Source organism: Streptomyces sp. BA2 (genome assembly GCF_009769735.1).
Classification (GTDB): domain Bacteria; phylum Actinomycetota; class Actinomycetes; order Streptomycetales; family Streptomycetaceae; genus Streptomyces.
Genome location: NZ_WSRO01000002.1, coordinates 3,937,664 through 3,955,832, shown reverse-complemented (window position 1 = coordinate 3,955,832; position 18,169 = coordinate 3,937,664). Strand labels below are relative to the sequence as shown.

Annotated in this window: 12 protein-coding genes; 10 read left to right on the top strand and 2 right to left on the bottom strand. The window is 71.5% G+C overall.

Going from position 1 to position 18,169, the window contains the following annotated elements; genetic code table 11:
• Positions 1 to 42: 42 nt before the first annotated feature.
• Together E5671_RS20375 and E5671_RS20370 are read left to right on the top strand one after the other, a co-directional pair.
• Entirely contained in the window at positions 43 to 3,717 is a 3,675-nt protein-coding gene (locus tag E5671_RS20375; RefSeq protein ID WP_160505395.1) for a glycosyltransferase family 2 protein, read from the top strand.
• A complete protein-coding gene (locus E5671_RS20370; RefSeq protein WP_160505394.1) occupies positions 3,714 to 5,213 on the top strand; it encodes a DUF5719 family protein in 1,500 nt (499 codons plus the stop codon). The genes E5671_RS20375 and E5671_RS20370 overlap by 4 nt, the downstream gene beginning before the upstream one ends.
• Before the next feature lie 35 nt (positions 5,214 to 5,248).
• Here the strand turns inward: E5671_RS20370 and E5671_RS20365 are convergent, their stop codons facing one another.
• On the bottom strand, positions 5,249 to 5,713 hold the full coding sequence (locus tag E5671_RS20365; RefSeq protein WP_160510303.1) for a metallopeptidase family protein: 465 nt from the start codon (positions 5,711 to 5,713) through the stop codon (positions 5,249 to 5,251).
• A gap of 354 nt (positions 5,714 to 6,067) precedes the next feature.
• Between E5671_RS20365 and E5671_RS20360 the strand changes: the two genes are divergently transcribed.
• The 7 genes from E5671_RS20360 (at position 6,068) to E5671_RS20330 (ending at position 13,896) form a co-directional block, all read left to right on the top strand.
• Entirely contained in the window at positions 6,068 to 6,442 is a 375-nt protein-coding gene (locus tag E5671_RS20360; protein WP_336605798.1) for a DUF3499 domain-containing protein, read from the top strand.
• A 200-nt stretch (positions 6,443 to 6,642) separates the two neighbouring features.
• Positions 6,643 to 8,259 carry a lactate permease LctP family transporter gene (locus E5671_RS20355; RefSeq protein WP_160505392.1) on the top strand — a complete coding sequence of 539 codons (1,617 nt, stop codon included), beginning with the start codon at positions 6,643 to 6,645 and terminating at the stop codon, positions 8,257 to 8,259.
• 134 nt (positions 8,260 to 8,393) lie between these two features.
• Positions 8,394 to 9,758, top strand: a complete 1,365-nt coding sequence (locus tag E5671_RS20350; protein ID WP_160505391.1) for a phosphomannomutase/phosphoglucomutase — start codon at positions 8,394 to 8,396, stop codon at positions 9,756 to 9,758.
• Between the two features lie 282 nt (positions 9,759 to 10,040).
• Entirely contained in the window at positions 10,041 to 10,217 is a 177-nt protein-coding gene (locus tag E5671_RS20345; RefSeq protein ID WP_160505390.1) for a Trm112 family protein, read from the top strand.
• Between the two features lie 188 nt (positions 10,218 to 10,405).
• Complete coding sequence (locus E5671_RS20340; RefSeq protein ID WP_160505389.1) at positions 10,406 to 11,602, top strand: SIS domain-containing protein; 1,197 nt, start codon at positions 10,406 to 10,408, stop codon at positions 11,600 to 11,602.
• Positions 11,603 to 11,668: 66 nt separating this feature from the next.
• Positions 11,669 to 12,823 (top strand): mannose-6-phosphate isomerase, class I, encoded by a 1,155-nt coding sequence (gene manA / locus E5671_RS20335; RefSeq protein ID WP_160505388.1) that lies wholly within the window; start codon positions 11,669 to 11,671, stop codon positions 12,821 to 12,823.
• A gap of 113 nt (positions 12,824 to 12,936) precedes the next feature.
• The gene (locus tag E5671_RS20330) at positions 12,937 to 13,896 is read left to right on the top strand and encodes a cation diffusion facilitator family transporter (protein WP_160505387.1); all 960 of its coding nucleotides are present in this window, start codon (positions 12,937 to 12,939) and stop codon (positions 13,894 to 13,896) included.
• Between the two features lie 79 nt (positions 13,897 to 13,975).
• Here E5671_RS20330 and E5671_RS20325 read toward each other — a convergent pair whose 3' ends face one another.
• Positions 13,976 to 16,039: a fructose-specific PTS transporter subunit EIIC gene (locus E5671_RS20325; protein WP_160505386.1), complete on the bottom strand. Its 2,064-nt coding sequence runs from the start codon at positions 16,037 to 16,039 to the stop codon at positions 13,976 to 13,978.
• A 386-nt stretch (positions 16,040 to 16,425) separates the two neighbouring features.
• On the opposite strand from E5671_RS20325, the gene ahcY reads away from it, so the two are divergent.
• Positions 16,426 to 17,883, top strand: coding sequence for an adenosylhomocysteinase (ahcY, locus tag E5671_RS20320; protein WP_160505385.1), 1,458 nt, complete (start codon positions 16,426 to 16,428; stop codon positions 17,881 to 17,883).
• Positions 17,884 to 18,169: the final 286 nt, after the last annotated feature.

Genomic DNA, 18,169 nt, shown 5'->3' with positions numbered 1-18,169 from the left:
CAGGCGTCCACCGCAGTCCATCGAACCGGGGCCCGTACCTCGATGTCCGTGCACAGCCATTCGGCAGCCAGTCACCACGACGCCGCTGCCGCCCCTGAGTTCCCGCGGCACGTCGTCACCGCCGTGATCGTCTCCCACGACGGCGCCCGCTGGCTGCCCGACGCCCTCGCCGGCCTGCTCGGCCAGGAGCGCCCGGTGCAGAACGCCGTGGCCGCGGACACCGGCAGCGCGGACGACTCCGCCCGCCTGGTCACCGAGGCACTCGGCCCCGACCGCGTCCTGCACCTGGCCCGGCGCTCCGGCTTCGGCACCGCCGTGGACGAGGCGAACCGCACCGCCGGCGTGCTGACCCCGGAAGAGCTGCCGTATCTGAAACGCCCCAGCGGCTGGGACCCGGTCAGCAGGACCTGGCGCGACGACGCCTACGACCTCCCCGAACTGCCCCACGGCGAGCCCGAACAGTGGCTCTGGCTGCTGCACGACGACTGCGCGCCCGAGCCCGGCGCCCTCGCCGAACTGCTCCGCGTCGTGGAGAACGAACGCGAGGTCGGCAAGGACGTCGCGATCGTCGGCCCCAAGCTGCGCGGCTGGTACGACCGCCGCCAGCTCCTGGAGGTCGGCGTCTCCATCGCCAACAGCGGCCGCCGCTGGACCGGTATCGACCGTCGCGAACAGGACCAGGGCCAGTACGACCACGTACGGCCCGTCCTCTCGGTCTCCACCGCGGGCATGCTGATCCGGCGTGACGTCTTCGACGAACTCGGCGGGTTCGACCGGCGCCTTCCGCTCATGCGGGACGACGTCGACCTGTGCTGGCGCGCCCAGAACGCGGGCCACCGCGTCCTCATCGCCCCCGAAGCCGTCGTGCGGCACGCCGAGGCCTCCTCGCGCGAGCGCCGCACCGTCGACTGCGTCGGGCGTACGTCGACGTCGCCGCACCGCGTGGACAAGGCGGGCGCCGCCTACACCCTGCTCGTCAACGCCCGTACGGCCGTGCTGCCCTGGGTGCTCTTCCGCCTCGTCTTCGGCACCCTCCTGCGCACGGTCGCGTATCTGGTCGGCAAGGTCCCGGGCCAGGCGGTCGACGAGGTCGCCGGTCTCCTCGGCACGCTGCTGCGGCCCGGACGGATCGTCAGCGCCCGCAAGCAGCGCGGCAAGCCGGCGCTCGAAGCCGCCGAGATGCGGCCGCTCTTCCCGCCGCCGGGTGCCACCGTGCGCGCCACCGTCGAACAGGTCGCCGGCAGCGTCGTCGGCCGCTCCGACCCCGAGGCCGTCACCGGCGCGGGGCGGCACGGAGCCGTCGAGTCCGGCCCCGGCGGAGACGACGCGGACTTCCTCCAGGTCGAGCAGTTCGCACGGCTGAAGCGCCTGGCCCGCAAGCCGGGGCCGATGCTCTTCGTAGTGCTGCTCTTCGCCTCGCTCATCGCCTGCCGCGAACTCCTCGGCAGCGGTGCGCTCGCGGGCGGCGCGCTGCTGCCCGCCCCCGGCGACTCCTCTGGCCTCTGGGCGCGCTATCTCGACGCCTGGCACCCGATCGGTACCGGCGGCACGCAGTCGGCGCCGCCCTACCTCGCGCTCGTCGCGGGGCTCAGCAGCCTGCTGTTCGGGTCCACCGGCCTCGCGGTCACGGTGCTCCTCGTCGGTTCGGTGCCACTGGCCGGCTTCGCCGCCTACTTCGCCTCACGGCCACTGGTCGAGTCGCGCCTCCTGCGTGCCTGGGCCTCGGTCGCGTACGCCTTCCTGCCGGCCGCCACGGGCGCGCTCGCGGGCGGGCGCATCGGCACCGCCGTCCTCGCGATCCTGCTGCCGCTCATGGCACGCGCGGGCATCGCGGCGAGCGGCCTCACCCTGCCGGAGGGCACGCGCGGGAGCTGGCGCGCCAGCTGGGCGTTCGCCCTGCTCCTGACGATCACCACCGCCTTCACGCCGATCGTGTGGCCCATCGCCCTGGTGCTCGGCCTCGCGCTCCTCGTGGTGCGCAGGGGCGACATCATGGCGTACGGCCTTCGCTTCCTCGCCGCGCTCGGCACCCCGCTCCTGATCCTCGCGCCCTGGTCGCTCTCGCTGCTGCCCTTCGGCTTCTTCGGTGAGGCGGGCCTTGAGTTCGGCACCGGATCCGCGACCGGGCTCGACCTGCTCGGGGGCAGCCCCGGCGGCCCCGGGACCGTGGACGGGCTGCTGCTCAGCGGCATCGTGCTCGCCGCACTGGCCGCGCTGCTCCGCACCGAGCGGCAGCTCGCCGTCCGCACCGCCTGGATCGTCGCTCTCGTCTCGCTGGTCTTCGCCGCGCTCTCGAACGGCTCGGCATGGGCTGGCCCCGCCACCCTCGGCTACGGCATCGCGCTCCTGGCCGCCGCCGCGCTCGGTGCCGACGGGGCACGCACGCGTGTCGCCGAGCAGAGCTTCGGCTGGCGCCAGCCGGTCGCCGTCCTCATCGCCTTCGCGGCGGCCGCCGGGCCGCTGCTCGTCGCCGCCGGATGGATGATCCGCGGCGCCGACGGTCCCCTGGAGCGGCGTGACCCGGTGCAGGTGCCCGCGTTCGTCGCCGAGGAGAGCGGCACGCAGGACCAGGCACGCACGCTCGTCCTGGACAGCGAGTCGGCCGCTCAGGTGTCGTACACGCTCGTCCGCGGATCGGGCGCCCGGCTCGGTGACGCCGAGCTCGCCGACGCGGGCGGCTCGAACAAGAGCCTCGACAAGATCGTGGCCCGGCTCCTCGCGGGCTCCGGCGCCGACCAGGCCGACCAGCTCGGTGGCTTCGCCGTGCGCTACGTCCTCGTACGCGACGGCGCGCCCCGCCAGATGAGCCGCACCCTGGACTCCACCCCCGGCCTCACCCGGCTCAGCCAGGAGGACGGCAGCGCCCTGTGGCGCGTGGACCGGCAGGTCGCGCGCGCCGCGATCGTGCCCGAGTCCGGCGACCCCCTGCCGGTCGCCGCGGGCCCCGTGGAGCTGCACACGAACATCCCGGCGGGCGGCGAGGGCCGCACCCTGCGGCTCGCCGACGCCGCCGACGAGGGCTGGACGGCGACCCTGGACGGCCGCCCGCTGACCAGGACCACGCTGGACGGCTGGGCGCAGGGCTTCGACCTGCCCGCGTCGGGCGGCCGCCTGGACGTCACCTACGACGCGCCCGCGAGCCACACGGGATGGCTGTGGGCCCAGGGCGCGCTCGCCGTGGTCCTGGTGGTCATGGCCCTGCCCGGACGCCGCCGTGACGTGGACGACGACCTCCCCGACGAGCCCGTCATCCCCGCGCAGCCCGTCGAGGGCGAGGGCCGCAGGGCCCGCAGGCTGCGGGCCGCGCAGGCCGAGCAGGAGGCCGCGCAGGCAGGCGCCGGGCAGGACGACGCCGGCACTCCGCCTCCTCCTCCGGAGGAGGAAGGGGCGTACGTGGCGGTGCCCCAGCAGCAGTCGCAGTCGTACGGCGAGTGGGAAGCCCCCGCCCACCAGGGCGCCGAGTACGGCACCCATCAGGGCGAGCAGCAGTACCAGGACGCGCAGTACGGGGCGGGCTCCTACGACCAGACCGCGTATCAGGACCCCTACCAGGGCGGCCAGTACGACCCGTACGCCTACGGAGGAGCACAGGGCGGCGGCGAGCAGTACGGGCAGTCGTACGACGCCACGTACGGGCAGCAGCCCCCCATGCCGCCCCAGCCCCCGCAGCCGCCGCACAGCCCCGACAGTGAGCGCCCCGACGGGAGCCAGCAGTGAACCGCACGACCCAGTCCCTGATCGCCGCCGCGGCCGCGCTCGCCGCCGTCACCGGGTTCGCCGTGGCCAACACGCCCGACGGCAGCGGCGACGACGGCGCGAAGGCGGCCGCGCGGCTGCCCGTCGAGCGCACCAGCCTGCTCTGCCCGGTGCCCAGCGCCTCCGACCTCGCCGAGACCTCGTACACGGCATTCACGCCCAAGGGCGAGGCCTCAGGCGCGACGGGCAAGGCGGAACTGCTGCCTGCCACCAGGGCGTTGAAGGTCACACCGGAGGACGCCCCCAGGGAAAAGAAGAAGGACGACAAGCCCTTCCTGGCCTCGAAGACACCGGGCAAGCCCGTCACCGGCGAGGAGTCCGGAGGGGAGTCACCCGCGCTCCTCGGCACCGCCGACGGCAAGCTGGCCCCCGGCTGGACCGTCCAGCAGACCACCAAGTACGCCGTGGGCAGCGGGCGCGGCATCCAGGGCGCCAACTGCACCGCGCCCGACACGGACTTCTGGTTCCCGGGCGCGAGCACCGCCAAGGACCGCAGCGACTACGTCCACCTGACCAACCCGGACGACTCTGCGGCCGTCGTCGACGTCGAGCTGTACGGCAAGGACGGCGCACTCAAGACCGAGGTGGGGGAGGCGATCCAGGTCCAGCCGCACTCCAGCGTCCCGGTCCTGCTGTCCACGCTCTCGCCCAAGGAGCAGACCAACCTCACGATGCACGTGACCGCGCGCAGCGGCCGGGTCGCTGCCGCCGTGCAGTCATCGGACGACAAGCTCGGCGGCGACTGGCTGCCCGCGTCGGCCGACCCCGCGAGCCGCGTGGTCCTGCCCGGCATCCCCAAGGACGCCACGTCCGTACGCCTGGTCGCCTTCGCGCCCGGCGCAGACGACGCCGACCTGAAGGTCCAACTGGCCGCGCCCAGCGGCTCGATCAGCCCGGCCGGACACGCGAACCTGCACGTCAAGTCCGGCATGACGACCGCCGTCGACCTCGGCGACGTCACCAAGGGCGAGGCGGGCTCGCTGATCCTGACGCCGACCGAAGACGCGGCACCCGTGGTGGCGGCCCTGCGCGTCACCCGCGGCAAGGGCGCCGACCAGGAGACGGCGTTCATCCCCGCCACGAACACGATCGGCACGCGCGCGACGGTGGCCGACAACCGGGCCAAGGGCTCCACGCTGTCCCTGGTGGCCCCCGGCAAGACCGGGAAGGTGAAGGTCACGGCGTCGGAGGGCAGCGAGGGCGGCTCGTCGACGAGCAAGACGTACACCGTCAAGGGCGGCACGACCCTGGGCGTCAAGGCCCCCGTCCCGACCGGCCTCAAGGGCACGTACGCGCTCACGGTGGAACCGGTGTCGGGGGGCGAGGTCCATGCCTCGCGCATGCTGGAGGACCCGGAGGACGGCGTCCCGATGTTCACGATCCAGACCCTGCCGGACGACAGGGGCACGGTGTCGGTGCCGGAGGCGGAACAGGATCTGAAGGTGCTGCAGAAGTAGGCCTCAGAGGCCCGCAGGCCGGGGCGGGGGAGCCCTCAGGAGTCTTCCCCGTACCGCGGGTCCACCGACTCGGGCGACAGCCCGAGGAGCTCGGCGACCTGCTCGACCACCACCTCGTGGACGAGCGCGGCGCGCTCGTCCCGCCCCTTGGTCCGGATCTCCACCGGACGCCGGTAGATGACCACCCGGGCGGGACGGTCGTCGGAAGCCTCGATCGTGCCCCCCAGCGGCACGACGTCATCGCTCCAGTCGTCCTCGCCGGCGCCCCCGCCCCGCCCAAGGGCGGGCACCTCGAGGACCAGGAATTCGATCTCGCTCAGCTGCGGCCACCGCCGCTCGAGGCGCTCCACGGAGTCCTGCACCAGGTCGGTGAAGACCTCGGCGCGGCTGGCGGACAGCGGCACCTGGGGAGGCGCCACGGGGCCGCGCATGCCCCTGCCGTGGCGGTCGCGGCGGCGGGGCCTCGGGTCTGCGGTGCGGGGCTGTACGGGGTCGTCCATCACTGACGAAGAGTAGTCCTCGAGATCGCCGTTTCCGCACAGCTTCCGCCGGGCTTCCGTACTGCTTCTGTACGGCTTCCGTCCGGCGCGCGGCATGTCGCCCGATGACCATTCCGGCCAGGGTTGGGCCCGATTCCGTATCTCTCCAGGACCGTCGATCTCGCGATGAATGACGGGATTTGCGCCAAGTGGTGACCGGATTCAACACCACTGGTCACCCAGGCCCCTTGTGTCACCGCAGGTCAGCGAGGCGCGGTGGGAGCGCGCCGTGGCGGGGATCACAGGCCGACACGGTGGGGTGACCTCGCGGAGAGTCGTCGCGGCCCGCTCAAGAGTGCGGTACCGTCCAACATCGTGAGCCCTGTACGTCGCTGTTCGCGCACCGCTTGCGGCCGTCCCGCCGTCGCGACGCTGACGTACGTCTACGCCGACTCGACCGCGGTCCTCGGCCCCCTCGCCACGTACGCCGAACCCCACTGCTACGACCTGTGCGCCGAGCACTCCGAGCGCCTCACCGCGCCCCGCGGCTGGGAGGTCGTCCGCCTCGCCGACGCCTCCGGTCCCACCCGCCCCAGCGGTGACGACCTCGAAGCGCTCGCCAACGCGGTGCGTGAGGCGGCCCGCCCGCAGGAGCGCGCGGCGGAGGCGGGCGGTGGCGCCCGCAGGGCGGACCCGATGGAGGTCGCGCGCCGCGGCCATCTGCGAGTGCTGCGCTCACCGGATTCCTGAACCGCCGCTCGCGGTTCCTTGAACCGTCCCTCTCCGGATTCCTGAACCGCCCCTCTCCGGAGACCCCTGTCGTTCATCGCTGAACAAGTTCTCCCGCACGCCCCATTGACGTGCGCATGTCGGCGAGATGACCATTCCCCCACCCGTGAGAGATCACGTTCCGCATCGCGGAATACGCAAACGGAACCGGGGAGTCGCCCGTGTACGTCCAGCAGCTGGAGCCCGTGGCCGATTCGCTCGGCCTGTCCGCCCTGATCGCGACCCTGCCCCTCCTCACCGTTCTCGTCCTGCTCGGCGCCGTCCGCATGAAGGCACACCACGCGGGCCTCATCGGCCTCGCAGTCGCCGTCCTGGTCGCCTGGATCGCGTACGGGATGCCGCTCGGCCAGACAGCGTCCGGCGCAGCGCAAGGCGCCCTCTTCGGGCTCTTCCCCATCCTGTGGATCGTCGTCAACGCCCTGTGGGTGTACCGGATGACGGTCCGCACCCGGCACTTCGACATCCTGCGCCGCTCCTTCGGACGGCTCTCGGACGACCCGCGCATCCAGGCACTCGTCGTGGCCTTCTGCTTCGGCGCGCTCCTCGAGGCGCTCGCCGGCTTCGGGGCGCCCGTCGCGATCTCCGCGGTGATGCTGGTGGCGCTCGGCTTCGACCCCGTCAAAGCCGCGATCGTCGCCCTCGTCGCCAACACAGCGCCCGTCGCCTTCGGCGCCATGGGCACCCCCGTGGTGACGCTCGCGCAGGTCACCGGGCTTCCGCTCGACACCGTCGCCACGGTCGTCGGCCGCCAGACGCCGCTGCTCGCCCTGGTGGTGCCGCTGCTCCTGGTCTTCCTGGTGGACGGGCGGCGCGGTCTGCGCGAGACCTGGGTGCCCGCCCTGGTGTGCGGATTCGCCTTCGCCGCCGCACAGTTCGCCGCGTCCAACTACGTCTCCGCCCAGCTCGCCGACATCGGGGCGGCGCTGGCCGGCGCGGGCGCGCTGATGGCGGTGCCCAGCGCGCGCAAACCCGCCGCTGAGCCCGTACGCGTCGCCGTCCTCACCGGCGTACGCAGCGAAGACCTGGACCAGGACGACCCGCGCCCCGAGATCCTGCGCGCCTACGCCCCGTACGCCCTGATCGTCGCCATCTTCTCGGTCGCCCAAATCCCGCCGGTCAAGGACCTGTTGGCCAAGGCGACGCAGACCTTCGACTGGCCCTTCCTGAACGTCGCCGCTCCCGACGGTGAGCCGGTGGGCGGCAACCTCTTCTCGCTGCCGCTCGTGGCGACGGGCGGGACGCTCGTGCTGCTCGCCGGGGTCGGAACGGCCGCCGTCATCGGGGTGCACGCGCGCGTGGCGGTCAAGGAATGGCTGGCGACCGTGCACGAACTGCGGTTCGCGATCCTCACCGTGACCTCCGTGCTCGCCCTCGCGTACGTGATGAACCTGTCCGGGCAGGCCGCCACCATCGGCCACTTCGTGGCGGCGGCGGGCGCGGGGCTCGCCTTCCTTTCGCCGGTGCTCGGCTGGTTCGGCGTCGCGGTCTCCGGCTCGGACACCTCGGCCAACGCGCTCTTCGGCGCCCTCCAGGTGACGGCGGCTCAACAATCCGGGCTCTCGCCCGAACTGCTCGCGGCCGCCAACAGTTCGGGCGGCGTGCTCGGCAAGATGATCTCCCCGCAGAATCTGACGATCGCGTGCGCGGCGGTCGGACTCGCGGGCAAGGAGGGCGATCTGCTGCGCAAGGTGCTGCCCTGGAGCCTCGGCCTGCTGCTGGTGATGTGCCTGATCGTGGTCGGGCAGAGCACGGTGGTGCTGGGCTGGATGCTGCCGTGACGAGAGCCTGAGGTGCCTACTCGAGGCTCACAGCTGGTTGTCATTCGTTGCGGGTAGTTTGGGGTGACCGACGAGCACTCGCCGAGTGTTCCTGGAAACCGCTGAACTCGCAGAACCTGCAGAGAGGGTTGGCCGTGACTGCTGATCTGTCCCAGATCGTGAAGGCGTACGACGTGCGCGGGGTGGTCCCGGACCAGTGGGACGAGACGCTGGCGGAGCTGTTCGGCGCGGCCTTCGCGAAGGTGACGGGCGCGGAGGCGATCGTGACCGGGCACGACATGCGGCCGTCGTCGCCCGGCCTCTCCCGCGCCTTCGCGCGCGGGGCGGCGGCGCTCGGCGTCGACGTCACGGAGATCGGCCTCTGCTCGACGGACCAGCTCTACTACGCGTCGGGTGCGCTGAACCTGCCGGGCGCGATGTTCACGGCCTCGCACAACCCCGCGCAGTACAACGGCATCAAGATGTGCCGCGCGGGCGCCGCTCCGGTCGGCCAGGACACCGGCCTCGCCGAGATCCGCTCTCTCGTGGAGGGCTGGTCGCGGACCGGCGCCCCGGAGCCGGCGGCCACGCCCGGCACGCTCACCGAGCGCGACACCCTCAAGGACTACGCGGCTCACCTGCGCGGCCTGGTGGACCTGACCTCCATCCGCCCCCTGAAGGTCGTCGTCGACGCGGGCAACGGCATGGGCGGGCACACCGTCCCGACGGTCTTCGACGGCCTGCCGCTCACGCTCGTACCGATGTACTTCGAGCTGGACGGCACGTTCCCGAACCACGAGGCCAACCCCCTCGACCCGAAGAACATCGTGGACCTGCAGAAGCGGGTGCGCGAGGAGGGCGCCGACCTCGGCATCGCCTTCGACGGCGACGCGGACCGCTGCTTCGTCGTCGACCAGAACGGCGACCCGGTCTCCCCCTCGGGGATCACCGCCCTGGTCGCCGCGCGCGAGCTCGCCCGGAACGGCGGCAAGGGCACGGTCATCCACAACCTCATCACCTCCTGGTCGGTCCCCGAGGTCGTCCGGGAGAACGGCGGCACGCCGGTCCGCACCCGCGTGGGCCACTCCTTCATCAAGGAGGAGATGGCCAAGACGGGGGCGATCTTCGGCGGCGAGCACTCGGCGCACTACTACTTCCGCGACTTCTGGAACGCGGACACGGGCATGCTGGCCGCGCTCCACGTCCTCGCGGCACTCGGCGGCCAGGACGGCCCGCTGTCGGCCCTCGTCGCGCAGTACGACCGCTATGCGGGCTCCGGCGAGATCAACTCCACGGTCGACGACCAGACGGCCCGCCTCGCGGCGATCAAGACGCGGTACGCCGACCAGGAGGGCGTCACCCTCGACGAACTGGACGGCCTCACGGTGACGTCCACGGACTGGTGGTTCAACGTCCGAGCCTCCAACACGGAACCGCTCCTGCGCCTGAACGTGGAGGCAAGGGACGAGGCCACGATGAAGAGGACGAGGGACGAGGCCCTGGCCATCATCAGGGGCTGACACAAGGCCCCTGGCTCGCGTTTGTGGGCAGGCGTTCCGCAGGGCGGAACGGGTGGGCACAAACGCCCACCGGGCCGCAGATACCCAACGGCCGGCACCCCACCCGGGGATCCGGGGCGAAGCCCCGGTCTGTCCAGCCTCCGGGTGGGGACGAAGCCCCGGCCCGCCCCACCCAGAGGCCCTGGGGCGAAGCCCCGGCCGTACATCCGCCCAAGGCCCAGGGGCCAGCGGTAGGCTGACCAGGCCACATCCCGCACCCACCCGCTCGAAGGGACCCACCCCATGCCGCTCGAAGCCGGCCTCCTGGAGATCCTCGCCTGCCCGGCCTGCCACGCCCCCCTCAAGGAGGCGGACACGGAGCTGGTCTGCACGGCAGCCGCGAAGGACTGCGGCCTCGCCTACCCCGTCCGCGACGGCATCCCCGTACTCCTCGTCGACGAGGCCCGCCGCCCCGCGTAAGGCCGCCGCAAGAGGAGGCCCGCCGCCCCGCGTAAGGCCGCCCGCAAGGCCCCGCAGGCCAGGCGTAAAGCCTGCCCAGGCCGCCCAGGCCGCCCAGGCCGGCGCAGCGCCAGCGCCCCGCGAAACGACAAGAAGTGTGACCGGCGGCGCCCCGCCCCGCCGCCCGGCGAATCGGAGGCCCGACCCCAATGCTGGACGAATCGCTCCTTGACGCCCCCGAGGCCCTCGCCGTGGCCGACCGCCGCGGCCTCCTCCGCGGCGCAGCGGAGGCAGGCGCCCGCGTCCGCACAGCGGTGCGGCACGCCACGGAGGCCGGGCTCACGCAGCTCAAGCCTGACGGCCGCCCCCGGGCCATCCTGATCGCGGGCCCCGGCACGGCCGCCACCTGCGTGGCGGATCTGCTCGGCACCCTCGCGGGGGGAGGCTGCCCCGTGATCCGCCTCGCCCCCACCGGCGTGGCCCCCGCGGCAGGCGCCCTGCGCTGGGCGCTCCCCGGCTGGGCGGGCCCCCTGGACCTGCTGCTCATCGCCACCCCGGACGGCACGGAACCGGGCCTCGAACTCCTCGCGGAACAGGCCTACCGCCGCGGCTGCACGGTCGTGGCCGTCGCCCCCGCCCGCTCCCCGCTGGCCGAGGGCGTCGAAGGCTCGCACGGCCTCACGGTCGCGATGGCCACATCGCCGTACGGGGAGTACGAAGCCCCGCACGACGGAGAGCGCGCCTCCGAGTCGTACGAGGCGCGCCGCCTGGACGACGAGGCCGCCGCGTCCGCCCCCGCCACCCTCTGGGCCCTGCTCACCCCGCTCCTCATCCTCCTGGACCGCACCGGCCTGATCACCGCACCGGCCGAGACCCTGGAGAAGATCGCCGACCGCCTCGACCACGTCGCGGAACGCTGCGGGCCCGTCGTCGCGACGTACAGCAACCCCGCCAAGACGCTCGCCGCCGAACTCGCCGAGGCCCTCCCGGTGATCTGGACCGAGGGCCGGTTCGCGGGCCCCGCGGGCCGCCGTTTCGCCGCCACGCTCGCCGAGCTCGCAGGCCACCCCGCGGTCGCGGGCGAGCTGCCCGAGTCACTGCCCGCGCACGGCGCCCTGCTCGCGGGCAACCTCGCCCCGAGCGAGGACGACGACGACTTCTTCCGTGACCGCGTCGAGGACGCACAGCACCTGCGCGCCCGCGTCGTCCTGCTCCGCGACCGCCCGGTGGACGCCGGAGGCCTCAGCGCCGCGCCCGCGGCCCGCGAGCTCGCCCACGGCCACGACATCGCGATCAGCGAGCTCGAGCCTGAGGACGGCGACGACCTGGAGACCCTCGCGGAGCTGATCGCCATCACGGATTTCGCCGCCGTTTACCTGGCGCTCGCCCCGAGGGACCGATCATGACCACTGCCCGGTCATGACAAGAGACCCCGCAGCGCATCGCGTACGTACGTAAGGGAGAACCCCTCCGTGGACCGCCTCACCAACACCATCCGCCCCTACGCCTGGGGTTCCACCACCGCCATCGCGGAGCTCATCGGCGTCGAGCCGACCGGTGAACCGCAGGCCGAGATGTGGATGGGCGCCCACCCCGGCGCGCCATCGCGCACCGAGCGCGGCCCGCTCGACGAGGTGATCGACGAGGACCCGGGGCACGAGCTCGGCAGGGCGGCCGTCGCCAAGTTCGGCCCGCGCCTGCCCTTCCTCCTCAAGATCCTCGCCGCGGGCGCCCCGCTCTCCCTCCAGGTGCACCCCGACCTGGAGCAGGCGAGGGAGGGCTACGAGGACGAGGAGAGCCGGGGCGTCCCGATCGACGCCCCGAACCGCAACTACAAGGACGCCAACCACAAGCCCGAACTGATCTGCGCGCTCACGGAGTTCGACGGCCTCTGCGGCTTCCGCGACCCCGTCGAGACCGCGGACCTGCTGGCCGGGCTCGGCGTCGACTCCTTGAAGCCGTACGTCGATCTGCTGCACGCCAAGCCCGAAGAGGGCGCCCTGCGCGAGGTCCTGACGGCCGTACTGACCGCGGACCCCGAGGAGATGGCGGCGACCGTCACCGAAGTCACCGACGCCGCCGAGCGACTTGGCGGCGCCTACACCCCGTACGCGGGCATCGCGCACCACTACCCCGGCGACCCCGGCGTCATCGCGGCGATGCTCCTCAACCACGTCCGACTGCAGCCCGGCGAGGCGCTGTTCCTCGGCGCCGGAGTCCCGCACGCCTACCTCGACGGCCTCGGCGTGGAGATCATGGCGAACTCGGACAACGTCCTGCGCTGCGGCCTGACCCCCAAGCACGTCGACGTACCCGAACTCCTGCGCATCGTCCGCTTCGAGGCCACCGACCCCGGTGTCCTGCGCCCGGAGGCCACTTCTGACGGCGAAGAGGTCTACGACACCCCGATCGACGAGTTCCGCCTCTCCCGCTTCGTCCTGGCCGATGGCGCGGCCCCGCACGACCTCACCGCCGCCACCCCGCAGATCCTGCTCTGCACGGCGGGCTCCGTCCGCGTGGGCGACGCCGGGCAACTCACGCCCGGCCAGTCCGTGTTCGTCCCCGCGGACGAAAAGACCGAAGTATCCGGAGTCGGCACTCTCTTCCGTGCCACTGTGGTGGCCTGACTCACCACCAGCGCCTCGTGCTGCAACAATGACCCACCGCAAAGGGCGGGCAAAGCGCCGTCCGGCAAGCGGTGGACGATGAACGTACGCAGTCGAAGGGACAACGGGCACACATGAGCGCGTCAGGCGGAACAAAGGCGATTGTCGCGGCACTCGTCGCGAACCTCGCGATCGCGGTGGCGAAGTTCGTCGCGTTCCTCTTCAGTGGCTCCTCGTCGATGCTCGCCGAGAGCGTGCACTCGCTCGCGGACTCGGGCAACCAGGGGCTGCTGCTCCTCGGCGGCAAGAAGGCGCAGCGCGAGGCGACCCCGCAACACCCGTTCGGGTACGGGCGCGAGCGCTACATCTACGCCTTCCTGGTCTCCATCGTGCTCTTCTCGGTCGGCGGCATGTTCGCGATCTACGAGGGCTACGAAAAGATCAAGCACCCGCACGAGATCGAGGCCTGGTACTGGCCGGTCGGAGTCCTGGTCTTCGCGATCATCGCCGAGACCTTCTCCTTCCGTACGGCCATCAAGGAGTCGAACCTCACGCGCGGCAAGCTCACGTGGACGCAGTTCGTCCGCCGCGCGAAGGCTCCCGAGCTGCCGGTCGTGCTCCTGGAGGACCTGGGCGCGCTCGTCGGTCTGATCCTGGCCCTGGCCGGCGTCAGCCTCGCGCTCGCGACGGGCGACGGCGTCTGGGACGGCATCGGCACGCTCTGCATCGGCATCCTGCTGATCCTCATCGCGATCATCCTGGCCGCGGAGACCAAGTCCCTGCTCCTGGGTGAGGCCGCGGGCACGGACGAGGTCGAGAAGATCGAGAAGGCCCTGGTCGACGGCGACACGGTCACCCGCGTCATCCACATGCGCACGCTGCACCTCGGCCCCGAGGAGCTCCTCGTCGCCGCCAAGATCGCCGTCCACCAGAACGAAACCGCCGCCCAGGTGGCCGCCGCCATAAACGCCGCCGAGGAGCGCATCCGAGCCGCGGTCCCGATCGCCCGCGTGATCTACCTGGAGCCGGACATCTACGACGAGACGGCGGCTGCCGAGGGCACGAACCCGGCGAAGTCGCCGGGCAGCAACTGACCTTCGGATCTTCCGAGTACGTCGATGGGGCCCCGCACCGTGCAGGTGCGGGGCCCCATCGACGTACAGGCAGCTGCCGCTACTGAACCTCGCGCAGTACTTCGAGGACCGCCCGCTCGTCGGGCGCCGCCTCGAGCCGCTCCCGGAAGCCGGTGTCCATGAGCTTGCGCGACAGGAGCGCGAGAATCCGCAGGTGCTCGTCGCCCGCGGCCGCCTCCGGTACGGAGATCATGAAGATGAGCTTGGCCTTCGTACCGTCGAGCGCACCCCACTCGATGCCCTCGGCGGACCGCGCGAACCCGACGACCGGCGAGGTCACCGCATCGGTCTTGGCGTGCGGGATGGCGATCTCCTCGCCGAGCCCCGTGGTGCCCTGGGCCTCGCGGCGCAGCGCGGTCCGCACGAGCTCCTCGACGTCGTCGACCTTGCCGGTGGACGCAAGGAGGTTCGCCATCTCGCGGATCGCGGAGTCCTTGTCGGCGGAGTCCAGCTGGACCTTCACGGTCTGTTCGGTGAGATAGCCGGAGAGGACCTCGTCCTCCTCGGGGGCGGCCGGCGCCGCGGGGGCGGGCGCGGGGGCCTTCTGCGGGGTGCTTGTACCGCCTGCGGCGACGGCTCCGGCGCCCACACCGGCGAGCACCGGCTCGGGACCGCCCGGGACATCGACGACCGGCTGCCCGCGCCGCTTGCGCTCGCTGATGTCGACCAGGGTGACCGTGGTGATGGCCGTGACCACGGTGCCGATGGCGATGGCGAGGAAGAACATCGGTACGCCCCCGACGGCGCCGAGAACCGCCACGATCGGTCCGCCGTGCGGCACCGCGTCCTTCACGCTCGCGAGACCCGCGATCGCACCGGCGACGGCGCCGCCGAGCATGTTCGCCGGGATGACCTGCGCCGGCCGTGCGGCCGCGAAGGGGATCGCACCCTCCGAGATGCCGAACAAGCCCATGAACAGTGCGGCCATGCCGGTCTCGCGCTCCTGCTCGGAGTAAAGACGGCGCCTGATCAGCGTGGCCAGACCCTGACCGAGCGGCATGACCGGGATCGCCGCGGCGCACATGCCCATGACGGTCTGGTTGCCGGTCGCGATGAGGCCCGTACCGAACAGGAAGGCGGTCTTGTTGACCGGGCCGCCCATGTCGAACGCGATCATCAGCCCGAGAATCGCGCCGAGCAGGATCGCGCTGGTCCCGGTCATCCCGCTGAGCCAGTCGGTCAGATGCTCGAAGATCCACGAGATCGGCTTGCCGATGACGTAGATGAAGAAGAGGCCGAGTGCCGTCGTCGCGACGATGGGGATCACGATGATCGGCATGATCGGCTGGGCGAACTTCGGGACCTTGACCTTCTTGATCCACAGCACCAGATAACCGGCGAGGAAGCCGGTCACGATGGCCCCGATGAAGCCGGCGCCCGCCTTGGAGTCGTACAGCTCGCCGGTGTTGGCGATCCAGCCGCCGATCATGCCGGGCACGAGCGCGGGCCGGTCGCCGATCGCATAGGCGATGTAGCCGGAGAGGATCGGCACCATCAGCGTGAAGCCGATGACTCCGATGGCGTTGACGTGCGCCCAGAAGGTGCCCTCGGGGATCACATAGCCCTTGGCGGTCGCGTCGCCGCCGAGCGCGAGCGAGATCGCGATCAGCAGACCACCGACCACGACGAACGGAATCATGTACGAGACGCCGTTCATCAGCGCCTTGTACGCGAGACTCCGCTCCTTGCCGCCTCCGCCTCCGGATGCGGCCGCTTCGGCGGACCCGCCGCCACCGCCTCCGCCGTGCACGGGCGCGCTCTGCACCTGCTCGATCAGCTGTTCAGGGCGGCTGATGCCCTCGGACACCCCGACGGACAGCACGCGCTTGCCCACGAAACGGCCGCGGTCGACGTCCTTGTCGGCCGCGATGATGATGCCGTCGGCGTCCCTGACATCGTTGTCAGTCAAGACGTTCTCGGCCCCGATGGAGCCCTGCGTCTCCACCTTCATGTCGATGCCGAGGCTCTCCGCCGCCTGCGAGAGCTTCTCCGCCGCCATGTACGTGTGGGCGATACCGGTCGGACAGGCGGTCACGGCGAGCAGCTTGAGCTTCTTCTGCTCGCCGCTGCTCCCGCCTATGGGGGGATCGGCCGGATGGGTCACGTGGATCTCCTAACACCTTCGTCAAACAAGATCGCGCAAATGTTCCCGATCTCAAGGCATCCTGCAACACGCGAGCGCAGGTTCAAAAGCGCAAAGGTCCCGAATGACCGGGCCTGTCGCCCCGTCCACGGCCCTGCAAGCGACTGCCCGCCCGCCCCGGCCCCCGGGGAGGCGGGCTGGGGCTCGCTGGGCCAATCGGTGTAGCTTTGTGACCGAGCCAGACGTCGCTGCTGATGGCGGTCGGGCGGTGCCTGTACGGGCGCCGGCCGAGGGAGAGAGGGCCTCCGACGGACTGCGCTGCTGCGCGCCGGCGCTCTTCTGTGCCGTTGTCGCAGGTCAGCCATGTCCACCCACCCTCGATCAACCCCACGAGGAGCAGCTCACCAATGTCGACTCTCATCAACGGCAAGGACTTCAAGGTCGCCGATCTCTCCCTGGCCGAGTTCGGCCGCAAGGAGATCACCCTCGCCGAGCACGAGATGCCCGGCCTGATGTCGATCCGCAAGGAATTCGCCGCCTCCCAGCCGCTGGCCGGCGCCCGCATCATGGGCTCGCTGCACATGACCGTGCAGACCGCCGTCCTCATCGAGACCCTGGTCGCCCTGGGCGCCGAGGTCCGCTGGGTCTCCTGCAACATCTTCTCGACCCAGGACCACGCGGCCGCGGCCATCGCCGTCGGCCCGAACGGCACCCCTGACAACCCCCAGGGCATCCCGGTCTTCGCCTGGAAGGGCGAGACCCTGGAGGAGTACTGGTGGTGCACGGAGCAGGCGCTGACCTGGCCGAACACCCCCACCGGCGGCCCGAACATGATCCTGGACGACGGCGGCGACGCCACCATGCTCGTCCACAAGGGCGTCGAGTACGAGAAGGCCGGCAAGGTCCCGTCCGAGGACACCGCCGAGTCGGACGAGCACCGCGTCGTCCTGCAGGTCCTCAACCGCACCATCACCGAGGGCTCGCAGAAGTGGACCCAGCTCGCTTCTGAGATCCGTGGTGTGACGGAGGAGACCACGACGGGTGTCCACCGTCTGTACGAGATGCACCGCGACGGCACGCTGCTGTTCCCGGCGATCAACGTGAACGACGCGGTGACGAAGTCGAAGTTCGACAACAAGTACGGCTGCCGCCACTCGCTGATCGACGGCATCAACCGTGCCACGGACGTCCTGATCGGCGGCAAGACCGCCCTCGTCTGCGGCTACGGCGACGTCGGCAAGGGCTGCGCCGAGTCCCTGCGCGGCCAGGGCGCGCGGGTGATCATCACCGAGGTCGACCCGATCTGCGCCCTTCAGGCGGCGATGGACGGCTACCAGGTCGCGACGCTCGACGACGTCGTAGACCAGGTCGACATCTTCGTGACGACGACCGGCAACAAGGACATCATCATGGCCTCGGACATGGCCAAGATGAAGCACCAGGCGATCGTGGGGAACATCGGTCACTTCGACAACGAGATCGACATGGCCGGTCTGGCGAAGATCCCCGGGATCGTCAAGGACGAGGTCAAGCCGCAGGTCCACACCTGGACGTTCCCCGACGGCAAGGTCCTGATCGTCCTGTCCGAGGGCCGCCTGCTGAACCTGGGCAACGCGACCGGCCACCCCTCCTTCGTGATGTCCAACTCCTTCGCGGACCAGACGCTGGCCCAGATCGAGCTGTTCACCAAGCAGGAGGAGTACCCCACCGACGTCTACGTCCTCCCGAAGCACCTGGACGAGAAGGTCGCCCGGCTCCACCTGGACGCGCTCGGCGTCAAGCTCACCACGCTGCGCCCGGAGCAGGCCTCGTACATCGGCGTAGAGGTAGAGGGCCCGTACAAGCCCGACCACTACCGCTACTGAGCCACCCGGGCCGCAGCCACTTCACCGCCCGGCCCACGCTCACCGCAGGCCCTCGCCCACCCGGGCGGGGGCCTGCGCCCGTGCGTACGGCTCTGCTCTGCACCAACGGCCTCGCTTTGCTGGGGGCGCGGCGAGGCTCTGCCCGGCACCAACGGCCTCGCTTTGCCGCAGGGACGGGCTGGCGGAACTGGCCCCAGCTACCCGCCGGGCACTGCTGATCCGGCAGCGAGCGGCGCAGTCTGCGCAGGCTCGCGCCCGTGGGTTCCGGGGCCCGAGGCGCCACATG